Annotated in this window: 24 protein-coding genes and 1 tRNA gene; 14 read left to right on the top strand and 11 right to left on the bottom strand. The window is 62.5% G+C overall.

The features are described from left to right. Positions 1–149 precede the first annotated feature (149 nt). From LDZ26_RS13340 to LDZ26_RS13350, 3 genes are all read left to right on the top strand, one after another. Positions 150–815: a HugZ family protein gene (locus LDZ26_RS13340; RefSeq protein ID WP_244847595.1), complete on the top strand. Its 666-nt coding sequence runs from the start codon at positions 150–152 to the stop codon at positions 813–815. A gap of 367 nt (positions 816–1,182) precedes the next feature. After that, positions 1,183–1,485: an H-NS family nucleoid-associated regulatory protein gene (locus LDZ26_RS13345; RefSeq protein WP_159837423.1), complete on the top strand. Its 303-nt coding sequence runs from the start codon at positions 1,183–1,185 to the stop codon at positions 1,483–1,485. A 187-nt stretch (positions 1,486–1,672) separates the two neighbouring features. After that, the gene (locus tag LDZ26_RS13350; protein WP_244847596.1) at positions 1,673–2,866 is read left to right on the top strand and encodes a cation diffusion facilitator family transporter; all 1,194 of its coding nucleotides are present in this window, start codon (positions 1,673–1,675) and stop codon (positions 2,864–2,866) included. On the opposite strand, the gene LDZ26_RS13355 is transcribed toward LDZ26_RS13350, so the two are convergent. From LDZ26_RS13355 to LDZ26_RS13365, 3 genes are all read right to left on the bottom strand, one after another. Beyond that, positions 2,863–3,321, bottom strand: coding sequence for an Lrp/AsnC family transcriptional regulator (locus LDZ26_RS13355; protein WP_008352298.1), 459 nt, complete (start codon positions 3,319–3,321; stop codon positions 2,863–2,865). The genes LDZ26_RS13350 and LDZ26_RS13355 overlap by 4 nt on opposite strands. 90 nt (positions 3,322–3,411) lie before the next feature. After that, positions 3,412–4,071 (bottom strand): exonuclease, encoded by a 660-nt coding sequence (locus LDZ26_RS13360; protein ID WP_244847597.1) that lies wholly within the window; start codon positions 4,069–4,071, stop codon positions 3,412–3,414. Then, on the bottom strand, positions 4,068–4,712 hold the full coding sequence (locus LDZ26_RS13365) for an MBL fold metallo-hydrolase (RefSeq protein ID WP_244847598.1): 645 nt from the start codon (positions 4,710–4,712) through the stop codon (positions 4,068–4,070). Before LDZ26_RS13365 ends, LDZ26_RS13360 begins: the two co-directional genes overlap by 4 nt. Before the next feature lie 656 nt (positions 4,713–5,368). On the opposite strand from LDZ26_RS13365, the gene LDZ26_RS13370 reads away from it, so the two are divergent. Next, positions 5,369–5,971, top strand: coding sequence for a septal ring lytic transglycosylase RlpA family protein (locus LDZ26_RS13370; protein ID WP_244847599.1), 603 nt, complete (start codon positions 5,369–5,371; stop codon positions 5,969–5,971). A gap of 51 nt (positions 5,972–6,022) precedes the next feature. Here the strand turns inward: LDZ26_RS13370 and rsmI are convergent, their stop codons facing one another. Continuing rightward, a complete protein-coding gene (gene rsmI, locus LDZ26_RS13375; protein WP_244847600.1) occupies positions 6,023–6,904 on the bottom strand; it encodes a 16S rRNA (cytidine(1402)-2'-O)-methyltransferase in 882 nt (293 codons plus the stop codon). 90 nt (positions 6,905–6,994) lie between these two features. Here rsmI and LDZ26_RS13380 point away from each other — a divergent pair, with 90 nt between their 5' ends. From LDZ26_RS13380 to LDZ26_RS13405, 6 genes are all read left to right on the top strand, one after another. Then, the gene (locus LDZ26_RS13380; protein ID WP_244847601.1) at positions 6,995–7,348 is read left to right on the top strand and encodes a YraN family protein; all 354 of its coding nucleotides are present in this window, start codon (positions 6,995–6,997) and stop codon (positions 7,346–7,348) included. A 132-nt stretch (positions 7,349–7,480) separates the two neighbouring features. Then, complete coding sequence (locus tag LDZ26_RS13385) at positions 7,481–8,068, top strand: phosphoheptose isomerase (RefSeq protein WP_244847602.1); 588 nt, start codon at positions 7,481–7,483, stop codon at positions 8,066–8,068. A gap of 23 nt (positions 8,069–8,091) precedes the next feature. Next, positions 8,092–8,886: a BON domain-containing protein gene (locus tag LDZ26_RS13390; RefSeq protein ID WP_244847603.1), complete on the top strand. Its 795-nt coding sequence runs from the start codon at positions 8,092–8,094 to the stop codon at positions 8,884–8,886. 12 nt (positions 8,887–8,898) lie between these two features. After that, positions 8,899–9,249 (top strand): c-type cytochrome, encoded by a 351-nt coding sequence (locus LDZ26_RS13395; protein ID WP_244847604.1) that lies wholly within the window; start codon positions 8,899–8,901, stop codon positions 9,247–9,249. Positions 9,250–9,315: 66 nt separating this feature from the next. Continuing rightward, positions 9,316–9,391 (top strand) — tRNA-Ala (locus LDZ26_RS13400). A gap of 112 nt (positions 9,392–9,503) precedes the next feature. Then, positions 9,504–9,911 carry a VOC family protein gene (locus tag LDZ26_RS13405; RefSeq protein WP_244847605.1) on the top strand — a complete coding sequence of 136 codons (408 nt, stop codon included), beginning with the start codon at positions 9,504–9,506 and terminating at the stop codon, positions 9,909–9,911. Positions 9,912–9,914: 3 nt separating this feature from the next. Here LDZ26_RS13405 and LDZ26_RS13410 read toward each other — a convergent pair whose 3' ends face one another. Beyond that, positions 9,915–10,466 (bottom strand): YaeQ family protein, encoded by a 552-nt coding sequence (locus LDZ26_RS13410; protein ID WP_244847606.1) that lies wholly within the window; start codon positions 10,464–10,466, stop codon positions 9,915–9,917. Positions 10,467–10,662: 196 nt separating this feature from the next. Continuing rightward, a complete protein-coding gene (gene sap1 / locus LDZ26_RS13415; protein WP_244847607.1) occupies positions 10,663–11,007 on the bottom strand; it encodes a surface attachment protein Sap1 in 345 nt (114 codons plus the stop codon). A gap of 396 nt (positions 11,008–11,403) precedes the next feature. On the opposite strand from sap1, the gene LDZ26_RS13420 reads away from it, so the two are divergent. Together LDZ26_RS13420 and LDZ26_RS13425 are read left to right on the top strand one after the other, a co-directional pair. Further along, the gene (locus LDZ26_RS13420; protein WP_244847608.1) at positions 11,404–12,030 is read left to right on the top strand and encodes a LysE family translocator; all 627 of its coding nucleotides are present in this window, start codon (positions 11,404–11,406) and stop codon (positions 12,028–12,030) included. Beyond that, complete coding sequence (locus tag LDZ26_RS13425; RefSeq protein ID WP_244847609.1) at positions 12,027–12,497, top strand: SgcJ/EcaC family oxidoreductase; 471 nt, start codon at positions 12,027–12,029, stop codon at positions 12,495–12,497. Before LDZ26_RS13420 ends, LDZ26_RS13425 begins: the two co-directional genes overlap by 4 nt. A gap of 4 nt (positions 12,498–12,501) precedes the next feature. On the opposite strand, the gene mnmE is transcribed toward LDZ26_RS13425, so the two are convergent. Continuing rightward, positions 12,502–13,890, bottom strand: a complete 1,389-nt coding sequence (mnmE, locus tag LDZ26_RS13430) for a tRNA uridine-5-carboxymethylaminomethyl(34) synthesis GTPase MnmE (RefSeq protein WP_244847610.1) — start codon at positions 13,888–13,890, stop codon at positions 12,502–12,504. Positions 13,891–14,190: 300 nt separating this feature from the next. Between mnmE and LDZ26_RS13435 the strand changes: the two genes are divergently transcribed. Both LDZ26_RS13435 and LDZ26_RS13440 read left to right on the top strand, forming a co-directional pair. Then, complete coding sequence (locus LDZ26_RS13435) at positions 14,191–14,607, top strand: transcriptional regulator (RefSeq protein ID WP_244847611.1); 417 nt, start codon at positions 14,191–14,193, stop codon at positions 14,605–14,607. A 182-nt stretch (positions 14,608–14,789) separates the two neighbouring features. Beyond that, on the top strand, positions 14,790–15,290 hold the full coding sequence (locus tag LDZ26_RS13440; RefSeq protein WP_244847612.1) for a hypothetical protein: 501 nt from the start codon (positions 14,790–14,792) through the stop codon (positions 15,288–15,290). 93 nt (positions 15,291–15,383) lie between these two features. On the opposite strand, the gene yidC is transcribed toward LDZ26_RS13440, so the two are convergent. The 4 genes from yidC to rpmH all read right to left on the bottom strand — a co-directional run bounded on the left by yidC (position 15,384) and on the right by rpmH (position 18,147). Beyond that, positions 15,384–17,051, bottom strand: coding sequence for a membrane protein insertase YidC (yidC, locus tag LDZ26_RS13445; RefSeq protein ID WP_244847613.1), 1,668 nt, complete (start codon positions 17,049–17,051; stop codon positions 15,384–15,386). 8 nt (positions 17,052–17,059) lie between these two features. Continuing rightward, complete coding sequence (yidD, locus tag LDZ26_RS13450; RefSeq protein ID WP_175938864.1) at positions 17,060–17,389, bottom strand: membrane protein insertion efficiency factor YidD; 330 nt, start codon at positions 17,387–17,389, stop codon at positions 17,060–17,062. Between the two features lie 56 nt (positions 17,390–17,445). Continuing rightward, a complete protein-coding gene (gene rnpA / locus LDZ26_RS13455; protein WP_244847614.1) occupies positions 17,446–17,922 on the bottom strand; it encodes a ribonuclease P protein component in 477 nt (158 codons plus the stop codon). Between the two features lie 90 nt (positions 17,923–18,012). After that, positions 18,013–18,147, bottom strand: a complete 135-nt coding sequence (gene rpmH / locus LDZ26_RS13460; protein WP_004198824.1) for a 50S ribosomal protein L34 — start codon at positions 18,145–18,147, stop codon at positions 18,013–18,015. Positions 18,148–18,572: the final 425 nt, after the last annotated feature.

Raw genomic sequence — 18,572 nt, forward strand, 5'->3', positions numbered from 1 at the left:
CGTTGGAAAAGTGGCGCGTGGCGGCAATGACGCGGGACAACCGCCGATCATGCCGCCTTTCGCGAGAGCTTACGATTCTATCGAACGGCCAGGAGACACGCTGACCGCGCTGAATTACCATCTTCGGCAATTCATCTGCCGACCTCTTCATGAATATTCCGCCGCAAGCGCCGCTTCATTTGCTGCATCGTGTTTCCGAAGGAACGCTCGCGACTCATTCGCGCGATCCGGCGGGCTTTCCTTATCCGACTGCGTTGCCGTTCGCGCTGACCGCGCGGCACGCGCCGATGCTGCTCATCAGTCACCTCGCTGAACACACGCGTAATCTTCAAGCCGACCCGCGCGCCGGCTTTCTCGTCGCGCATGCCAGTAGCGGAAGCGTCCTGGAAGGCCAGCGTCTGACTCTGCTGGGCACATTCGAACCTGCGGCGAAATCGGATCACGAACAACTCGCGCGGCGATATCTGCGCTATCACCCGGATGCGGCGCGTTATCTCGCATTAGGCGATTTCGCTTTCTGGGTACTGTCGACAGCGCGCATGCGCTTTATCGGCGGCTTTGGCGCAATGGGCTGGCTCGACGGAAATGACATTGATCCGCTGGAACCGTTGAGCGACGACGAAGAAGCCGCGCTTTGCGCATTGTCCGAGACACATCCAAGCCGGCCAGCCGACATCCGATTATTGGGGATAGACCGGTATGGCTGCGATTTGCTTGATTCGGGCGCGCGCAATCGTTTCACATTCGATAAACCCAAGCTCGACGCAAAAGAATTGAAAGCCGCGCTCATCGACTGTTTCGAACGACATGCGTAGGACGCATCGGTAACTTGCATGCGCTTTACAGCGCCGCCACTGTTCCCGACTGTTCTTTAGGCAACAAACTGCACCAGAAGCTGCCATCCGATGAGAATTTGTTTGCCGAGTGGAACTCGTTCTTTTCGTCTCATGCGATTCTCACGTTCATCGGACACTGAATCGGAGATTTACGCCAGAGCGCCAGTGTTCGAAACGGCGAACGAGTCGGCAAATGTTACGAGTAATTAGCCAATACACTTAATCGCAATCCTTCTATGCCGCGATTTAGCTGAAATGTGTTAATCTGCGATTCAGTCCGAGGCTATACTGATAACCGAAGAGCGAGCACTCGACTCGCAAGCCAATACACTACTAGGGATTTGCCATGCCTTCATACAAGGAACTGCTCGCACAGCGCGAGTCTCTCGAGCGTCAGATCGAAGAAGCGAAGTCGCGCGAATACGCCGAAGTACTTAATGAGATCAAGCAGAAAATGGCCGATTACGGCATCACGCTTCAGGAACTGGCCGGCGGCCGGGGCGCGAAAGCCGCTAAGGCATCGCGCAGCCGCACCGGTGTCGCGCCGAAATACCGTGATCCCGAGAGCGGCAGCACGTGGTCCGGCCGTGGCAAGCCGCCAAAGTGGATTGCGGGTCAGGACCGCGATAGTTTCCTGATCGGAAAATAAGCCGCTTCAGTCGGACCATAAAAGGCCGCGCCCGATGGCGCGGCCTTTTTGTTGGCGCCGGCTATTCGCGCACTGCGTTCAGTTAATCGTTTGGCGAGAATGCGTCGCGTTATTAAGTTGTTGATTTAAAAGCGGAAGCGGTGCGTGCCTGATAAAATGCAGTCAATGGTCACCCCGAGCACTTTACATGACACTTTCGACGGCGCACGCAACGGAAAAGCACGATGTCGCAGTTCGAACAACCTGGACAAGTATCGCGCTCAACAGCGGACTCACTACCGCACAACTCGCGGTCGGTCTGATCGCGCATTCGCAGGCACTGATTGCCGACGGCGTTCATTCACTCGCCGATATCGTTTCGGATCTCGTGGTTCTGATTGCGAACAGAAAGGCGGCGGCGGTACCGGATGTGGATCACAACTATGGTCACAGCCGTTACGAAACGGTAGCTTCGCTATTCCTCGGCGGATTGCTGATTGCCGTCGGTATCGGCATGTTGTGGCGCGCGGGCGTGCGCATCATGAATCTTGGTGCAATTCCGCCGGTTCATGCGAGCGCATTGGTTGTTGCCATAATCGTTCTCGTGTCCAAAGAGGCGCTGTTTCGCTATATGCTGCGCGCGGCCGAACGCGTGCGGTCAGCAATGCTCGTCGCGAATGCGTGGCATGCGCGATCGGATGCGGCTTCTTCGCTTGTCGTCGCGCTCGGCATCGTCGGCAGTATCGCAGGGTTCCGTATTCTCGATCCCATTGCGGCGGCGCTCGTGGGTTTTCTGGTAGGCCGAATGGGATGGACGTTCGCGTGGGATGCGCTGCAAGACCTTTCGGACCGCGCGCTGGATGAATCCACCACGACCGATTTTCGCGGCATTTTGCTCGGCACACCCGGCGTACGCGATGTGCACGATTTGCGTACCCGCAAAATGGGCGATCTCGCCATTGTCGATGCGCACATTCTCGTGGACCCGCTGATTTCCGTTTCGGAGGGTCATTACATCGCCGAGTCCGCGCGGGCGCATATCCTGGCCGATTCCCGGGTAATCGACGCGCTCATCCACGTCGATCCGGAAAGCGATGCGGTGAATCCGCTGCCCGGCAATTTTCCGCTGCGTTCCACGGTGACGAAGGCGGTTACCGCTGCGTTTTCGGAACAGGGGTTAACCGTCGATACACTGAACCTGCACTATCTGAAGCGCGGCTTCGACGTGGAAATTGTTCTGCCGTACGCGGAACAAAGCGAGACGGGGCCCCGACTCGCGAATGTGAATCTGGACGCGCTCAGGCAACGACTCGGCGCGCGTCAGATTCGCGTGACGCAGGCTGTCAAAGTGGCCGCGACTCAACCGGCACAAAACGCATCGGAGTCAGGCGCGCGCTTCTAAAGCGGCAATTGCGTATCGAACTTGATTTCCCGCAGCACGACGCTCGTGCGCACTTGCGCGACGGCCGGAATCTTGAAGATGCGGTCGTGAAGAAACGCGTCGTACGCCTTGATATCGGGCGCGACGATCTTCAGGATGTAATCGGATTCTCCCGTCGTGCTATAGCACTCGGTCACTTCGGGACACGTCGCGATTTCGCGCTCGAATTGCTCGACGCCGCCTTCCGTATGGCGCGTCAAATGAATATGCGCGAGCGCGCAGACGTGCAGCCCGAGCTTTTCGCGGTCGAGCAGCGCCGTATAACGCTGAATGACGCCGGACTGCTCCATGTCCTTGATACGGCGCCAGCACGGCGTACTCGACAGCCCGACCTGATCGGAGATTTCCTGAACGGAGCGGCGAGCGTCCAGTTGCAGGAGACGCAGGATCTTTTGTGAAAATGTATCGAGAGTCAACTGCGCCTCCGTTCGGTCGCGATCTGACTCCAATGGTAGAGGCCCCAGAAAAGAAGCGCAATGCAACGTGGGCGCAGCGAGGGAGATTCCCTAACTCACTGGCTCTGCGGGCGGTGTTTTACCTTCCGGATCACTTTCCGTCGGTTCGTCAGCGCTCGCTGCCGCTTGCGATGACGCCAAAGCCGCCTGTGCGGCGCGCAGATCGGCGAGCATGTTGCAGAAGAGCGCGCCTTGCTCGATGGCGTCGTCGAGCGCCACATGCGTGTGCGGCAAGTCGTCGAACCAGTGCTTTGGCAAGCGCGGCTTGATCGCCTTCCGATACGGCAGGCCGGTGATGGCGAAAGCGAGCGTCTTCATGTCCAGCGCCGACCACGAAAACGGGCAGCGTTGAGCGAAGCGCATCATGTACCAGAACATGTGCGTGAAGTCGAAGCCCGCCGGATACGCGACGAACACGGGCTTGCCCGGCAGCGCTTCGACCCATTCGACGTAGTTCACGAGCGCCACTTCCGGCTTTTGCAGATCCGTCCGGCATGCGGCCCACGCTTCGGGCTGCGTTTTCCACCACGCGGCCTGCACCGGATGCGGGGCCGCGCCTTCCAGCGTTTCGAGATTCGCGGAGAAGGTGGCGATGAGTTGCTTGTCGGCCGTGTACGCCGCCGACGCGAAACTCAGCATCGAGTGCGGACCGGGAATCGGGCCGTCTGCTTCGACGTCCGTGCTGACGTAGATTTCGGGGATTGCGTTCATGCGGCGACTCCATCGCGCACGAACGGATTCGTGCGGCGTTCTTCGCCGAAAGTCGATGCCGGGCCGTGACCCGGAACGAACGTGACGTCGTCGCCGAGCGGCCAGAGCTTCTCGCGGATCGAGCGGATGAGCTCGGCGTGATTGCCGCGCGGAAAGTCCGTTCGGCCGATGGAGCCGGCGAACAGCACGTCCCCGACGAACGCAAGCCGATGCTCGCGGCTGAAGAACACGACATGCCCCGGCGTGTGGCCGGGACAGAAGAAGACTTCCATCGTCTCGTTGCCGAATTGAACGGTCTCGCCGTCTTCCAGCCATCGGTCGGGCGTGAAAGCTTGCGCGTTCGCGAAGCCGAACCGCTGTGACTGCGCCGGCAACTGGTCGATCCAGAACGCGTCTTCCTTCTGCGGCCCTTCGATCTGCACGCCGTAATGATCCGCGAGCGCCTTCGCGCCGCCGCAGTGATCCAGATGACCGTGCGTGAGCAGAACCTTCTCGACCGTCACGCCTTGCCGATCCACCTCCGCGATAATCCGCTCGATGTCGCCGCCCGGATCGACGACGGCCGCGCGGCGCGTCGCCTCGCAGACGACGATAGAGCAGTTCTGCTGGAACGGCGTAACGGGAACGAGAGTGACTTTCATCGGTCTGTCCGGGGGACGGCGCCTGTAAAAACGTTCATTGTACCGGCGGCTCGGAAGCCGCGACGGTCGCGCGAACAGGGCTGTCGCAATCGGAAATTCTTGCGCTCATAGGCAGAATCAATGACGATTTCCACAGTCGGCGAAGCCAAACCCCGCTTTTTTTGTATAATGGGCTCACTAGTGCATGGCTTCGGCCATGCCGTCAATGGGCGACTGCCGAAACGCCTGTGCGTTTTTACAATCGCCATCAGTAAGCTGTTAGGGGCCAAAAGCCTCGCAACTGCAACTCAACGCACCTTCTTGTAGGTGCACACGTCTTGTCCAGCCGGGCGCTGCGCGTCCGTCCGACGGCCTTTGCCGCTGTCACGCTGGATGGGGCCTACGCCGCCGTTCCTGCGCCGTCTCGTGGTCGAGGCGGGCACGAGCGTGATGCCACGTTCGATGGCGGCATGTGGGGTCTGGTCAGGCTGCCGGGGACAGGTTGCGCCAGACGTGAACGATAACCGGGCGTTTGCGGCACGAGTACGCCGCATCCGAGCATCAGTCTGCCGTTCGCCTACGCGAGCGGCGCGCTGCTTTGCGCGGAGAAGCCTTTGGCTGCCTGACGCGCGCTCACCAGCGCGGCGCGGCGGCCCTTTTACCGTTGGTAACCGCCTATGAATGCTCGATTCATTCGACATATCGCAAGCCTGTTCGCTGTCGGCGTCCTGGCAGGTTGCGCCGCGCCCGGTTCGGGCGACGTCGCGTCATATCATCAGACCACGCCTACTATCAGCATGGCAAGTGCCCGCTCGAATGCGCCGCTCGCATTCGACACGAACCTGAGCACGGTTCCCGCCGACACCGCGAACAAGAGCCAGTCGCTCTCCGACGCACAGCCGATCACCGACGGTCCGGACGTCGGCACGTTCGAACAGCAGGGCAAGGCTTCGTGGTACGGCCGCTGGTTTCATGGCCGCAAGACGGCAAGCGGCGAGAAGTTCGACATGAACGCCATGACCGCCGCCCACCGCACGCTGCCGCTCGCGTCATGGGTGCGCGTGACGAACGAGTCGAATCACAAGACCGTCGTGGTGAAGATCAACGATCGCGGTCCTTACGTGCGTGGCCGGGTGATCGACCTGTCGTATGCCGCCGCCGCCGCGCTCGGCATGCGCGGCGCGGGGACGCAGAAAGTGAAGATCGAAGGCCTCACGCAGCAAGAGGTTCGAGCGGCGCGCGAACAGTCGCAGTCGCTCGCGGACGACAGCGTGAACTGAGCTTTTCGCGCTGCTCCGACAACGGACGGGCCGTCTTTCGACGGCCCGTTTTCATTCCTGCGCCGGCTTGTTGAGCCGCAGCGCGCGCTCGTACAGCGCGTTGCGCGGCGCGCCCGTCAGCGTCGCCGCGATTCGCGCCGCGCTTTTCACCGACAACTCCTCCAGCAGCGTCAGAAGCAGCGCATCGTGCGCGTCCTCGGCATCCTCCGCTTCGGGCGCGCCTTCCACAACGAGCACGAACTCGCCGCGCTGACGATTGGCATCGCCTTCGAGCCACGTTGGCCCTTCGGCCAGGGTGCAGCGATGCAGGCTCTCGTGTAACTTCGTCAACTCGCGTGCGATCAGAAGCTGCCGCTCGCCACCCAACGCATCGGCGAGCGCACGCGTCGTTTCGACAATGCGATGCGGCGCTTCGTAGAAGACGAGCGCCGTCGGATGCTGCGCGAGCGTGCGCAATTGCGAGGCGCGCTGCTTCGCCTTCGCCGGCAGGAAGCCGACGAACGTGAAGCCGTTGACCCATGCGCCCGCCGCGCTCAATGCGGTGACGACCGCGCTCGGCCCCGGAAGCGGAACCACGGGCAGGCCGGCCTCGCGCACGGCATCGACGAGACGCGCGCCGGGGTCCGAAATGCCGGGCGTGCCTGCATCCGATACACACGCGATGCGCTCGCCGCTACGCAGATGCTCGATCACGCGCTCGGCCGCGCTGCGCTCGTTGTGTTCGTGAACGGCGATGGACGGCTTCGAGATGCCGTAACGCGCGAGCAGTTGCGCAGTGTTGCGCGTGTCCTCGGCGGCGATGCGATCGACGAGCGAAAGCACATGCAGCGCGCGCACGGTGATATCCGCGGCATTGCCGATGGGCGTGGCGACGACGTACAGCGCGCCCGCCGGATACTGCTGCCCGGCGGCCAGTTCAGTGATGTGCAACATGTGCGCGGGCGGGCGTAGAGCGAAGAGGAGAGGACGTCATTTTGCCACGCGCGCTTCGGCCTGCCCGCCGACAACTTTCACGAGGCACGAATGTCCAAAACGCTCGGCGATGCTTTCGAGGCACGCGCGCTCCACTATCTCGAGCGGCAGCGCATGCGCCTTGTCGCGCGAAACGTGCGCTGTCGCGGCGGCGAGATCGATCTCGTGATGGTCGATGAAGGCGGCGCGCTGGTGTTCGTCGAAGTGCGGGCGCGCAAGAGCCGCCGGTTCGCGGATGCAGCGACGAGCATCGGCGCGACGAAGCGCGCGCGTCTCGTGCGCGCCGCGCAGCACTATTTGACGACGTGGCGCGGCGCGCTTCCGGCATGCCGCTTCGACGTGATCGCGTTCGACGCGGGCGAGATTCGCTGGCTGCCGGATGCGTTTCGCGCGGACGAGTCGTAGCGCGCGGTTCGGCGCAGGGTGCATGCGGTAAACTGCGCAGACTCAACGCCGGACGCTCGCCGCGATTTGCGCGCGCCTCGCTCCAACGCCACACGCAACGAACGCCGCATCGCGGCCGAACACCGAGAGTCGATGTCAGTCGAACGCATTCAACAGCAATTCCGCGACAGCGCCGCGCTCAAGCTCGAAGCACTCGATACGCTCGCGGTGCCCATCGCGGCCGCCGTCGATACGCTGTTCAGCGCGCTCGCCAACGGCTCGAAGATTCTCGTGTGCGGCAACGGCGCCTCGGCAGCGGACGCGCAACGTTTCGCAGCCGCGCTCATTGGCCGCTTCGAACGCGAGCGCCCCGGCTTGCCGGCTATCGCGCTGACCACGGATTCCTCGATTCTCACGGCCATCGGCAACGACTTCGCGTTCGAGCAGATCTTCTCGAATCAGGTCCGCGCGCTCGGACAAGCGGGCGACGTCTTGCTGGCGATCAGTGCATCCGGCAACTGCGTGAACGTGCTTGCCGCCGTGCAGGAAGCGCACGAACGCGAGATGGTCGCGATTGCGCTGACCGGCGACGGCGGCGGCGCGATGACCGACGTGCTCGCCGATACCGACATCCACATCTGCGTGCCGTCCGAACGGACCGCGCGCATCCACGAAATTCATCTGTTGACCATTCATTGCCTGTGCGACGGCATCGACGCGATGCTGCTGGGCGAAGACTGAATCCAAAAGGGGGAACGGAGTTGATGAAGAAGACACGCGTCAAGGCGGCGCTGACTCAAGCCACGCTGACGGTCAGCCTGTTGTCCGGCGTCGCGCTGACGCTGCAGGGCTGCGCGCTCGCGGTGGTGGGCGCGGCGGCGGGCGGCACGCTGATCGCCACGGATCGCCGCACGCTCGGCGCGCAAACGGAAGACCGCGAGATCCAGGTCAAGGCGCTTTCGCGGATCAAGGAGAACGTGTCCGATCAGGCGCACATCAACGTGACGGTGTTCAACCGGCGCGTGCTGCTGACGGGCGAAGTACCCGACGACGCGTCCAAGCAAAAGGCCGAAGCTGTCGTGCGCGATATCAACAACGTGGGCGGCATCGTGAACGAACTGTCGGTGCAGCCGGCGAGTTCGATATCGTCGCGCGCCAACGATTCGTACCTCGAAGGCCGCGTGAAGACCGCGATGGTCGGCGAGAAGGATCTGTCGGCCAACTACTACAAGGTGGTGTGCGAGCGAAGCATCATTTATCTGATGGGCCTCGTCACGCAGGATGAAGGCGCGCACGGTGCGGATGTCGCGGCGCGCGTGTCGGGCGTGGAGCAGGTCGTGAAGGTGTATCAGTACATCAAGCCGGAGGAGGCGAAGGCGCTGGCAGCGGCGGCGGCGTCGGGCGCGAGTGCATCGACGACGGCGACGCCTGCGCCCGCGGAAGCGACGGTCGGCACGGTGCCGGATTCGTCGGTGAGCTCGCGACCGCTCGATCAGCAGACCCCGGCGCCCGTGAAGAATTCTGATGTGCGTCCGGGCAGTTCCAGTTCAGCGAAGTAATGGTGCGTGAAGATGGTTGAAGCAAGGTTTGTCGTGGCTGCGTTGTTGGCGGCATCGGGCTATGCGGTGGCGGCTGAACAGCCGGTTGCGTCGGTTTCCTCTGCGAACGCGATGGCGATTGCGCGCAGCAATGCGTGCATGGGCTGTCATGCGGTGGATCGCAAGCTCGTGGGTCCGTCGTTCCAGCAGGTCGCGCAGAAGTACAAGGGCGATGCTCAGGCGAGTGCGAAGCTCGCCAAGAAAGTGAAGGACGGCGGCGCCGGCGTCTGGGGCTCGATCCCGATGCCCTCCCACCCCGCGATGAACGATGGCGATATCAAGACCGTCGTCGCGTGGGTGCTCGCGGGGGCGCCGCAGAAGTAACGTGTTGTGGCGCAGCGGAGGGGCTTGCTTGCAGGGCGCTTCGCTGTGGTAGAATCGCACTTCGTCGGGGGGGTAGCTCAGCTGGGAGAGCGTCGCGTTCGCAATGCGAAGGTCGGGAGTTCGATCCTCCTCCTCTCCACCACGAATTCCAAAGGGCTCGGTATCACACCGAGCCCTTTGTCTTTTCCGCGTCTCCCGCAAACCACATCCCGCGTACACTGCCCCTCAAGCACCCCGCGAGCGAGCAGCGCACCATGCCCATCCACATCCACGAAATCGATCACGTCGTGATTCGCTGCATCGACCTCGACGCGATGATCCACTTCTACCGCACCGCGCTCGGCTGCGCGGTCGAGAAAGAGCAGCGCGATATCCGTCTCGTGCAGATGCGCGCCGGCCGCTCGCTGATCGATCTGCTTGCCGTCGGCGCATCCATCGACCGACCGGAAAGCGGTCAGCCCGGCGCGGGCCGCAACATCGATCACTTGTGCCTGCGCGTCGAACCCTTCGATGCCGCCGCGCTGCGCGCTCATCTAGAGACGCACGGCGCGCGCATCGGCGAAGAGGCACGGCGTTACGGCGCCGAGGGCTTCGGCCCGTCGCTCTATCTGTTCGATCCCGAAGGCAACATGATCGAGCTCAAAGGGCCGCCGGAAGCCTGACGCTCACGCGCCCGGCGCCTTCAGCACGTTCCAGCGAATCGCCACCGGATCGACCGTCGCGCTGCCGAGCGACGCCTCGCCATCCTGCACGGTCAGTTGCAGGCGCATTGTCCGTTCGGCCAGCTTGCCGAGCGCTTCCGCCACGCCGTCCGCGAGCGACCACACCGTCACGTTCTGCAGGCGCTCGACCTTCGCGCGCACGCCCTGCCACCAGATGTCCGCCGTCTTTCCCGCATACGCGATCACGACCACCCGATCCGCGCGACCGCTCGCCTTCGCAATGCGCCGTTCGTCCGGCTGACCGGCCTCGATCCAAAGCTCGATCTGTCCGGTGAGGTCCTTTTGCCAGAGATCCGGTTCGTCGGTATCCGAGAGGCCCTTGCAGAATTCGAGTCGCTCGTCGGCGAACAGACCGAACGCCGCGACGCGAATCATCATGCGTTCGTCCGTCTCGGACGGATGCCGCGCGATGGTCAAGGAGTGGTCGCCATAGTAATGACGGTCCATGTCGGCGATCTGGAGATCGGCCTTGTAGATGGTGGATTTCAGAGCCATGCAGCGATGACGCCGGCGCTCGCGGCCGGCGATTCATAAGAAGTTGGAAAGCGGCACGGCGCAACGGCAAAAGCCGCACATCGGGCGCGATGAGCCCGACATTGTGCGGCGAATCGATGTGGAATTGGAAGTGCGGATCGCGCGGTCACCCAAGCAGGCGACCGCGCCGTATTCATGGCGCGCTAGGTACGACCGCTTATTGGTCGATAAAGCGATCGGCGGTCCACATGCCTTGCGTGTCGCTATTGGCGGCATTCACGAATTCAATGTCGTGGCCGACCACCCGCAGCACGCGAAAATGCGAATTCACCGGCGTCGATATGCACTCGTAGCCTTCGAAGAACTGCTGCATTTGCTGATGTTCGCCGGCTTTCGCGTGCTGATCTGCTGAATCGAATTTATCTTTCGACAAGCAGCCGTACGAGTTCGGCCTGAATTTGAACGTCTGCTGTGGCTGGATCGCGTTGTCCTGCGCGTATGCCGCGGAAACCGCGACAACCAAGCTCACCACGGCGAAGACAGCACTGGCGCGTTTCTTCATGAATAGAGCCTCCGGACTCAAGCCGCGACATTAGCAACGTATATAAAACCCGTTCCGTGAACTCATGCTAAATGAGCGGTGTCGCGTTGCAAGCATATGTTGTGTGCGATCGCAACAAGACGCAATGTCGCAGTTTTTATCCCGGAGATTACCTGCGCTCCCTTTTACGACGAACGGCCGATTAACTCGCGAAAGCGAAAATAAATCTTTCGAAAGGAGAGGGCCGGTGCGACGATTTGTCTCGTTGCGCTTTTGGTGCGTCGCAGAAGCGATTCCTGTCGCGCCGCGACACGCGCCTAGCAGTCGATGTCCAGTAGCGGAAGCTAGCCGAACGGCCTATTGTCACGCACGCCGGTTCGTGGATAAATCGACGGCATTACTCAAGGAGAATCCGGAATGACGCTCGCTCAATGGCTGCCGTTTGCAATCGCTTCGGCGATTCTCGTGGCGATTCCCGGGCCGACAGTGCTGCTCGTCGTCTCGTACGCGCTCGGCCACGGCCGCAGATACGCTCTTGCGACGACAATTGGCGTCGCGCTCGGCGACCTCACGGCCATGACTGCTTCGATGCTCGGTCTCGGCGTGGTGCTCGCGGCATCGGCGGAGCTTTTCATGGCTGTGAAGTGGATCGGCGCGGCTTATTTGTTCTATCTCGGCGTGAAGCTGTGGCGCGCGCCGGTCGTCGATACGGATGCCGTCAAGCCGGTCGGCGAACTGCGCACGAGCCGCATCTTCGCGCACGCCTATGCGGTCACCACGCTCATCCCCAAAAGCATCATCTTCTTCGTCGCCTTCGTGCCGCAGTTCGTGGATCCGCACGCGGCGTCCGTCTCGCAGATCGCCATTCTGGAAGCTACGTTCGTCGGCATTGCGGCGGCGAACGCGTTCGCCTATGCGCTGCTCGCATCGGGAGCGCGCCGCGCGATCCGCAAGACTTCGGTGCAGCGCGCCGTGAACCGCACCGGCGGCGCGTTGCTGATGGGCGCGGGCGTCTTCGCTGCGGCCTGGAAGAGGGCAGCATGAACAGCATCGACGACTGGACAGCCAGCGCGCGGCGCGTGTACTTCGCACTGCTCGACGACTGGAATCGTCGGGACGCCGCCGCTATGGCCGGGCGCTTTGCGGAGCGAGGCAGCCTCGTCGGCTTCGACGGCAGCGCCATCGACGGCCGGGCCTGCATAGAGGCGCACTTGAAGCCGATCTTCGCGGCGCATCCCACGCCACTTTTTGTCGCGAAGGTGCGCGAAGTCAGGCGCATGGCGGCCGGGCAGACGCTGTTGCTGCGCGCGGTGGCCGGCATGTGGCCGCGGGGACAAGACGCGCTCGATCCGCGCTTCAATGCCGTGCAGACGCTCGTGCTTTCCCTTTGCGACGGAGCGTACGCGATCGAGATGTTTCAGAACACGCCGGCGGCATTTCACGGACGGCCCGAGGAAGCCGAAAAGCTCACGGCCGAATTGCGGGAGTTGGGGCCTCCGCGTGTCGCCTGATGCGCTATTTCCCGATGCAGAAGCGGCTGAAGATGACGCCGAGCAGATCGTCGGAAGTGAATTCGCCGGTGATCGCGTTCAGGCTGTCCTGCGCGAGCCGCAACTCTTCGGCGAACAGGTCGAGCACCTGCGATTGCTGGCTCGCGTGATCCGCGGCGAGCGCAAGATGCTCGCGCGCTTCGCGCAGCGCGGTGAGGTGCCGTTCCCGCGCGAGGTAGACGCTTTCGGCGCCCGCCTGCCAGCCGGCGATTTTCAACAACTGCTCGCGCAACAGCGCGATGCCGTCGCCCGTCTTGGCGGACAGGTTCACTTCGCGCGCTCGGTCGTCGCGTTCGCGCACGGCGGCCGGCGCGCCCGCGAGATCAGTCTTGTTCAGCACGCGGACGACCGGCACGCCCTGCGGAAAGCGGGCAGCAATGGATTCGTCGTCGGCCGTCATGCCCGTGCGAGCGTCGAGCAAATGGAGCACGACGTCCGCGCGCTCGATCTCGCCCCACGTGCGCTCGATGCCGATGCGCTCCACTTCGTCTTCGGTCTCGCGCAAGCCGGCGGTGTCGATGATATGCAGCGGGATGCCCTCGATCTGAATCGTCTGCGCAACCTTGTCGCGCGTGGTGCCCGCAATCGGCGTGACGATCGCCAGTTCTGCACCGGCGAGCGCATTCAATAGCGACGATTTCCCGACGTTCGGCTGCCCCGCCAGCACGACCGACATGCCTTCGCGCAGGAGCGCGCCTTGCCGGGCATCCGCGAGCACGCGATCCAGCCGTTCGCGGATGCGGGTGAGCTTGCCGCGCGCGTCGGCGGCTTCGAGAAAGTCGATCTCTTCTTCCGGAAAATCGAGCGTCGCCTCGACCAGCATTCGCAGCGTGATGACGTCCTCCACGAGCGCGTGAATTTCGCGCGAGAACGCGCCTTCCAAGGAGCGGCCGGCCGAACGCGCGGCGGCTTCCGTGCTCGCTTCGATGAGGTCGGCGACGGCTTCGGCCTGCGCGAGATCGAGCTTGTCGTTCAGAAACGCGCGGCGCGTGAACTCGCCGGGCTCCGCGAGCCGCAGGCCGAAGTCGCGTCCCGCCTCGATCGCCCGTTGCAGCAAGAGCTGCAGCACGATCGGCCCGCCGTGGCCCTGCAATTCCAGAACGTGCTCGCCCGTGTACGAATGCGGCGCAGGAAAGTACAGCGCGATGCCGCGGTCGAGTGCTTCCCCCTCGCCGTCGATGAACGGGACGTAGCTCGCGTGGCGCGGCGTGAGCGGCTGGCCGCATAGCGCATGCATCGACCGCTGCGCGGCCGCCTGGCCCGCCCGACCGAACGAGAGCCGCACGACGCCGATTCCGCCGCGCCCCGGCGCGGTGGCGATAGCGACGATGGGATCGGTGTCGTTGGTCAACATGGCGGCGGTCGGAGCGGAGGCGTCGGAAGGAGCCGGCATTGTATCGCGCGCTTCTTGATCCGATTCGCTAGGATAATTCTTGCATTATCTTAAACAAGATACAATTTCGAATCGCTCTGTGCAGTACCGTTGTGGATGGAGAATCGGCCCGCGCTTGTCGGAACTCGTCGGGCGGCGCCTACATAGCTGACATCAGGCAAGAAATCAATTGCTCGGACAGGATAAACGACGTCCAATGCGCGCCACATCTAGCGCGGTTGGTTGACGTATAGGCAGCGGTTGCCTTGCACAATTGAACGCATGCCAACACAGCAAGAGAAGGCCGATTTCTCAGAACGGCTCAAATTTTCCATGGCCCGCTCGCCCGAGAAGATGCGGGGCGCGACCGATCTCGCGAACAAATTCAACTTGCGGTACCAGGGCGAGCCGGTGTCCCCGCAAACCGCGCACAAGTGGCTGACCGGGCGCTCCATTCCCACGAGCGACAAACTCCAGACGCTCGCTGAATGGCTGAAGGTGGATCTTCACTGGCTGCATTACGGTCCGCCGCCGAGCGGCGGCGCGCAGACCGCGCCCAAACCGCTCGCGCGCGACGAGAGATACCCCGCGTCCGAGGACACGCTGGAGCTTGCGTCGAAGATCGAGGCGCTGTCGCCGCATCACCGGTACCTGCTGGAGGAGCTTATCGACCAGTTCTATGGGGCGATGAAGCGGTAGGGCGCGCTGGCTGCGACCAAATTTTTCATATCGATCGGCGGGAAGTATCTTGTGCCGTTGAAAAGCGGAAAGCCTGCGCGGTAAGGGACTTCTGGCGGGTCCGGCTGCTAATCCAAGTTCGAACCGAAAAACTCAAATTCGAACTCGGCGACGCCGATTGGAATGTCTACGACACTATCTGCATGGCGACGAATCGTACAAAAAGGGCTTTCGCGGATGGATTAAGGCTGCTGGTCGAAGATGCGGCCGACACCATCCAGCGTGACGTTCCCTATTTCAAGCAAAACAAAAAGACCTTCCGCGTCGGACATGCGGGCGACCTCGTCCGCGCGCTCGAGCATGCGGACCCGGACGCGAATGTCACCTCTACGACTGTAAAGAACTGGTTCGATGGAAATGCAATGCCGAGAAGGAGGAATCGCAGGTCATTGACGATGCTTCTCGGCCGGCGGGCGACATTGCTGCTAGACGGCGAGGACATCACACCGTATATCTCTTCTCGGGCGGAGGCGGCGGAAACCCTACCGGCGTTCCGGAGTCACGAGGAGAAGGACGCCTTTCGTCGCGATGTCCGTGAGGCAACGGCCGCGGCGAGACTTTTTCTGGCCAAATTGAGCCGGTTAGACGAAAGACTAAGCAACCGCGCTTCTTCCGCCGCAACCCGACAAAACAACGAGGGGTAAAAAAAGCGGTGCGGTAAGCGGTCAAAGCAGCGCGAAAACAAAAACGCCCGGCAAGCCGGGCGTCTCCCCATTCAAAACCAGCAGCCAAAAACCTCAAGCCACCTTCTTCTTACGCTGTCCCATCATCCGCGTGATGTAGTACTGCTGCGCGATCGACAGCACGTTGTTCACCACGTAATACAGCACGAGACCCGCCGGAAAGAAGAAGAACATGACCGAGAACGCGATCGGCATGAACATCATCATCTTGGCTTGCACGGGGTCGGGCGGCGTCGGGTTCAGCTTCGTTTGAAGGAACATCGACACGGCCATCAGCACCGGCAGGATGAAATACGGGTCTTGCTGCGACAGATCGTGAATCCAGCCGATCCACGGCGCGCCGCGCATTTCCACCGACGACAGCAGCACCCAGTACAGCGAGATGAACACCGGAATCTGAATTACCACCGGCAGACAGCCGCCGAACGGATTCACCTTCTCGGTCTTGTACAACTCCATCAACTGCGCGTTCATCTTCTGCGGATCGCTCTTGAAGCGTTCGCGAATCTGCTGCATGCGCGGCGTGATTTCCTTCATGCGCGCCATCGACTTGTAGCTCGCCGCCGACAGCGGGAAAAACACCGCCTTGATCAGCAGCGTCAAGAGCACGATCGCCCAGCCCCAGTTGCCGACGAATCCGTGAATCTTTTCGAGCAGCCAGAAAAGCGGCTTGGCGATGATCGTCACCATGCCGTAGTCCTTCACCAGCTCCAGACCCGGCGCGATGCCTTCCAGCATGCGCTCTTCTTCGGGACCGGCGAAAAGACGCGCATCGACCGTCACGCTCTGTCCCGGCGCGATGGTCTGCACCGGCTGCTGCACGCCCACGCGGTACAGGCTCGGGTCGATCTTCTGGACGTATATATCGCGCTGCGCGCCTTCCTTCGGAATCCACGCCGACGCAAAGTAGTGCTGCACCATCGCGATCCAGCCGTTGTTCGCGGACGGCTCGAACGCGGCCTTGTTCTTGTCGATGTCGCTGAAATCGATCTTCTGGAAGTGCTTCTGATCGGTATAGACAGCCGGCCCGATGAACGTGTGCGAGAAGCGCGGCGTCTCGACCGGCGTGTTGTCGCGCACGAGTTCCATGTAGAGCTTCGGCGTGACCGGCGCATTGCCGACGTTCTCGATCTTCGTATCCACGTTGATCACGTAGCTGCCGCGCGTGAACGTGTAGGTCTTCACGACCTTCACGCCGCCCTTCACCGGTGATTCGAACGCGAGCGTCAGCGTCTTCGCGTCCCCCGACAGCGACGTCTGGCCCGGAACCGCCGTGAACACGTCGTTGTGATTCGGGAAGTCGCCGCCGAGCAGGCCCGTGCGCGCGAGGTACGTGTGGTTCGCGGTGTGATCGAAGAGCGTGATGTAGAGGTCGGGCTGCTTGCCGTCGCCTTCTTTCAGCAGCGAGAGCTTCGAGAGCGTGCCGCCGCGCGTGTCGATCTCACCGGAATACACGTCCGTCGTGAACTTGACGAGTTGCGATGCGGCGGTGGCCGGCGGCGTCGACGTGCCCGGCGCAGCGCCTGCCGGCGCGTTCGTCAGTTCGGACGGCTGCGCGCCCGGCGTAGCCGAGCCCGGTGCCGGATTGCTGGCGGTCTTGGCCGGCTGCGTCGCGCTCGGGAAGAACATCGACGGGCGCCCATGGTCGCGCTGCCAGTTGTCGAACAGCATGACAACTGACACGAAGAAGATGACCCATAGGACGGTGCGTTTGATATCCATGCGTTGTCTCAGTGTCGATCGGTAAGCGCTTTTGCGCCGTTTAGTGGTGAATGCTTTTCTTGGGCGGAACCTGCAGCCGGGCTATCCGCCTGATTGGAAGCGGATGGAGAACCGGAGCCACGGGACGGTGTCGGCACGAGATCGACGCCGCCCGCCGAAAAGGGATGGCAGCGGCAGAGCCGTTTTGCGGCGAGATACGTGCCATGCGCGGCGCCATGATACTGGATTGCCTCGCGCGCGTAGTCGGAACAGGAAGGGTAAAAGCGGCACCGGTTGCCGAGCAGGGGGCTGATCGCAACCTTGTAGAAGCGCAACAACGCGATGAGTGCCGTTTGCATAAGCTTCGCGCTGCGCGTTCGGTCTGCCGTGGAAGACAAACCGTCGCTGCCGCGCTTCATGACCCAGAAGGGCCGGATGAATCGTCGACGGCGGGCGCCGAAGGCGGCGCCGCCACGGTTTCGGCCACGCGGCGCGCTGCTTCGCGCACGGCACGGTCGAAAAGTACTTCCAGTTCGCCGCGGCACAGCGCGCCGAGCGGCGGCGAACTGGCGCTCGGCATCGCCTTGCGGTCGATTTTCGCGTGCAGCCGCACGAGGATGTCGAATCCGCGCAGCTCTTCGCGACGCAGCCGGAACGCCTCGCGCGCAAGCCGCTTGATCAGATTGCGCGTGACGGCGCGCGGCGCCTGCTTCTTGCCGATGACGAGCCCGAGCCGCGCTTCGTTGCCCGTGGGCTTGCCGTACAGCACGAAGTGCGGCGAACGCCGCCAGGGGCGCAAACGAAAAACGGATGAGAACTCATCCGTTTTCAGCAGCCTTGCGGCCTTGGGGAACGCGGCCGACGCCGGCAACTCGACGATGTCCTGTTTCAAGACTTCTGTGCGGCGCTCGGCAAGCGGCTCGCCACCTTCCGATGCGTCCGTCTCCGAACGCGACGCGGCTGCGAGCAGCACCGATCTGTATTAGATGGCCAGGCGCTTGCGGCCCTTCGCGCGGCGAGCGTTGATGACCTTGCGGCCGCCGGCGGTCTTCATGCGAACGCGGAAGCCATGGGTGCGCTTGCGGCGCGTCACGGAAGGTTGGTAAGTACGTTTCATGGTGCTCTCACTTGAGTTGATTGACCGCGCGGGCTTGGCTCCAGTGTGGTCACTGCAAGCACGATGGCCGGAGGTTCAGGAATTCTGTTTTCGCGGAACCCGCTATTTAAACCGTTTTCCTATTGACCGTCAATAGTTTAGCGCCCATCGCCGGTGCAGCGCGGCTCTTTCGCCCTGTTTCGGCGCGGTGATTTGACCCTGTGGATAACTCGCGCGCCGCGAGGGTTTGGCGTTAGAATCTCGCCTTACTCCCAAATATCCGCCCGCTGCTTCGGCCCGCCGTTCGCCCGCAAACCCTTGCGGCGTAAGCCTCCGGAGCATGCCTGCTTGGCCGTGCCGGGACTTGCCGACCGATCGTATGTCATCGGACGCGTTCGGCAAGCATGGCCGCAGGTGGCGCGCAGCAACCATAACGACCGCACTCG

It is taken from the genome of Caballeronia sp. SL2Y3, from assembly GCF_022879575.1.
GTDB lineage: Bacteria > Pseudomonadota > Gammaproteobacteria > Burkholderiales > Burkholderiaceae > Caballeronia.

Excerpts from the sequence above, each read along its gene's own strand:
- LDZ26_RS13340 (WP_244847595.1), top strand. The coding sequence starts at position 150 with ATGAATATTCCGCCGCAAGCGCCGCTTCATTTGCTGCATCGTGTTTCC.
- LDZ26_RS13410 (WP_244847606.1), bottom strand. The coding sequence starts at position 10,466 with ATGGCTCTGAAATCCACCATCTACAAGGCCGATCTCCAGATCGCCGAC.
- sap1 (WP_244847607.1), bottom strand. The coding sequence starts at position 11,007 with ATGAAGAAACGCGCCAGTGCTGTCTTCGCCGTGGTGAGCTTGGTTGTC.
- LDZ26_RS13395 (WP_244847604.1), top strand. The coding sequence starts at position 8,899 with ATGGTTGAAGCAAGGTTTGTCGTGGCTGCGTTGTTGGCGGCATCGGGC.
- LDZ26_RS13385 (WP_244847602.1), top strand. The coding sequence starts at position 7,481 with ATGTCAGTCGAACGCATTCAACAGCAATTCCGCGACAGCGCCGCGCTC.
- LDZ26_RS13360 (WP_244847597.1), bottom strand. The coding sequence starts at position 4,071 with ATGAACGCAATCCCCGAAATCTACGTCAGCACGGACGTCGAAGCAGAC.
- LDZ26_RS13365 (WP_244847598.1), bottom strand. The coding sequence starts at position 4,712 with ATGAAAGTCACTCTCGTTCCCGTTACGCCGTTCCAGCAGAACTGCTCT.
- LDZ26_RS13420 (WP_244847608.1), top strand. The coding sequence starts at position 11,404 with ATGACGCTCGCTCAATGGCTGCCGTTTGCAATCGCTTCGGCGATTCTC.
- yidD (WP_175938864.1), bottom strand. The coding sequence starts at position 17,389 with ATGCAAACGGCACTCATCGCGTTGTTGCGCTTCTACAAGGTTGCGATC.
- rpmH (WP_004198824.1), bottom strand. The coding sequence starts at position 18,147 with ATGAAACGTACTTACCAACCTTCCGTGACGCGCCGCAAGCGCACCCAT.
- LDZ26_RS13425 (WP_244847609.1), top strand. The coding sequence starts at position 12,027 with ATGAACAGCATCGACGACTGGACAGCCAGCGCGCGGCGCGTGTACTTC.
- LDZ26_RS13350 (WP_244847596.1), top strand. The coding sequence starts at position 1,673 with ATGACACTTTCGACGGCGCACGCAACGGAAAAGCACGATGTCGCAGTT.
- LDZ26_RS13390 (WP_244847603.1), top strand. The coding sequence starts at position 8,092 with ATGAAGAAGACACGCGTCAAGGCGGCGCTGACTCAAGCCACGCTGACG.
- LDZ26_RS13435 (WP_244847611.1), top strand. The coding sequence starts at position 14,191 with ATGCCAACACAGCAAGAGAAGGCCGATTTCTCAGAACGGCTCAAATTT.
- LDZ26_RS13345 (WP_159837423.1), top strand. The coding sequence starts at position 1,183 with ATGCCTTCATACAAGGAACTGCTCGCACAGCGCGAGTCTCTCGAGCGT.
- LDZ26_RS13440 (WP_244847612.1), top strand. The coding sequence starts at position 14,790 with ATGGCGACGAATCGTACAAAAAGGGCTTTCGCGGATGGATTAAGGCTG.
- rsmI (WP_244847600.1), bottom strand. The coding sequence starts at position 6,904 with ATGTTGCACATCACTGAACTGGCCGCCGGGCAGCAGTATCCGGCGGGC.
- LDZ26_RS13370 (WP_244847599.1), top strand. The coding sequence starts at position 5,369 with ATGAATGCTCGATTCATTCGACATATCGCAAGCCTGTTCGCTGTCGGC.
- mnmE (WP_244847610.1), bottom strand. The coding sequence starts at position 13,890 with ATGTTGACCAACGACACCGATCCCATCGTCGCTATCGCCACCGCGCCG.
- LDZ26_RS13405 (WP_244847605.1), top strand. The coding sequence starts at position 9,504 with ATGCCCATCCACATCCACGAAATCGATCACGTCGTGATTCGCTGCATC.
- yidC (WP_244847613.1), bottom strand. The coding sequence starts at position 17,051 with ATGGATATCAAACGCACCGTCCTATGGGTCATCTTCTTCGTGTCAGTT.
- LDZ26_RS13380 (WP_244847601.1), top strand. The coding sequence starts at position 6,995 with ATGTCCAAAACGCTCGGCGATGCTTTCGAGGCACGCGCGCTCCACTAT.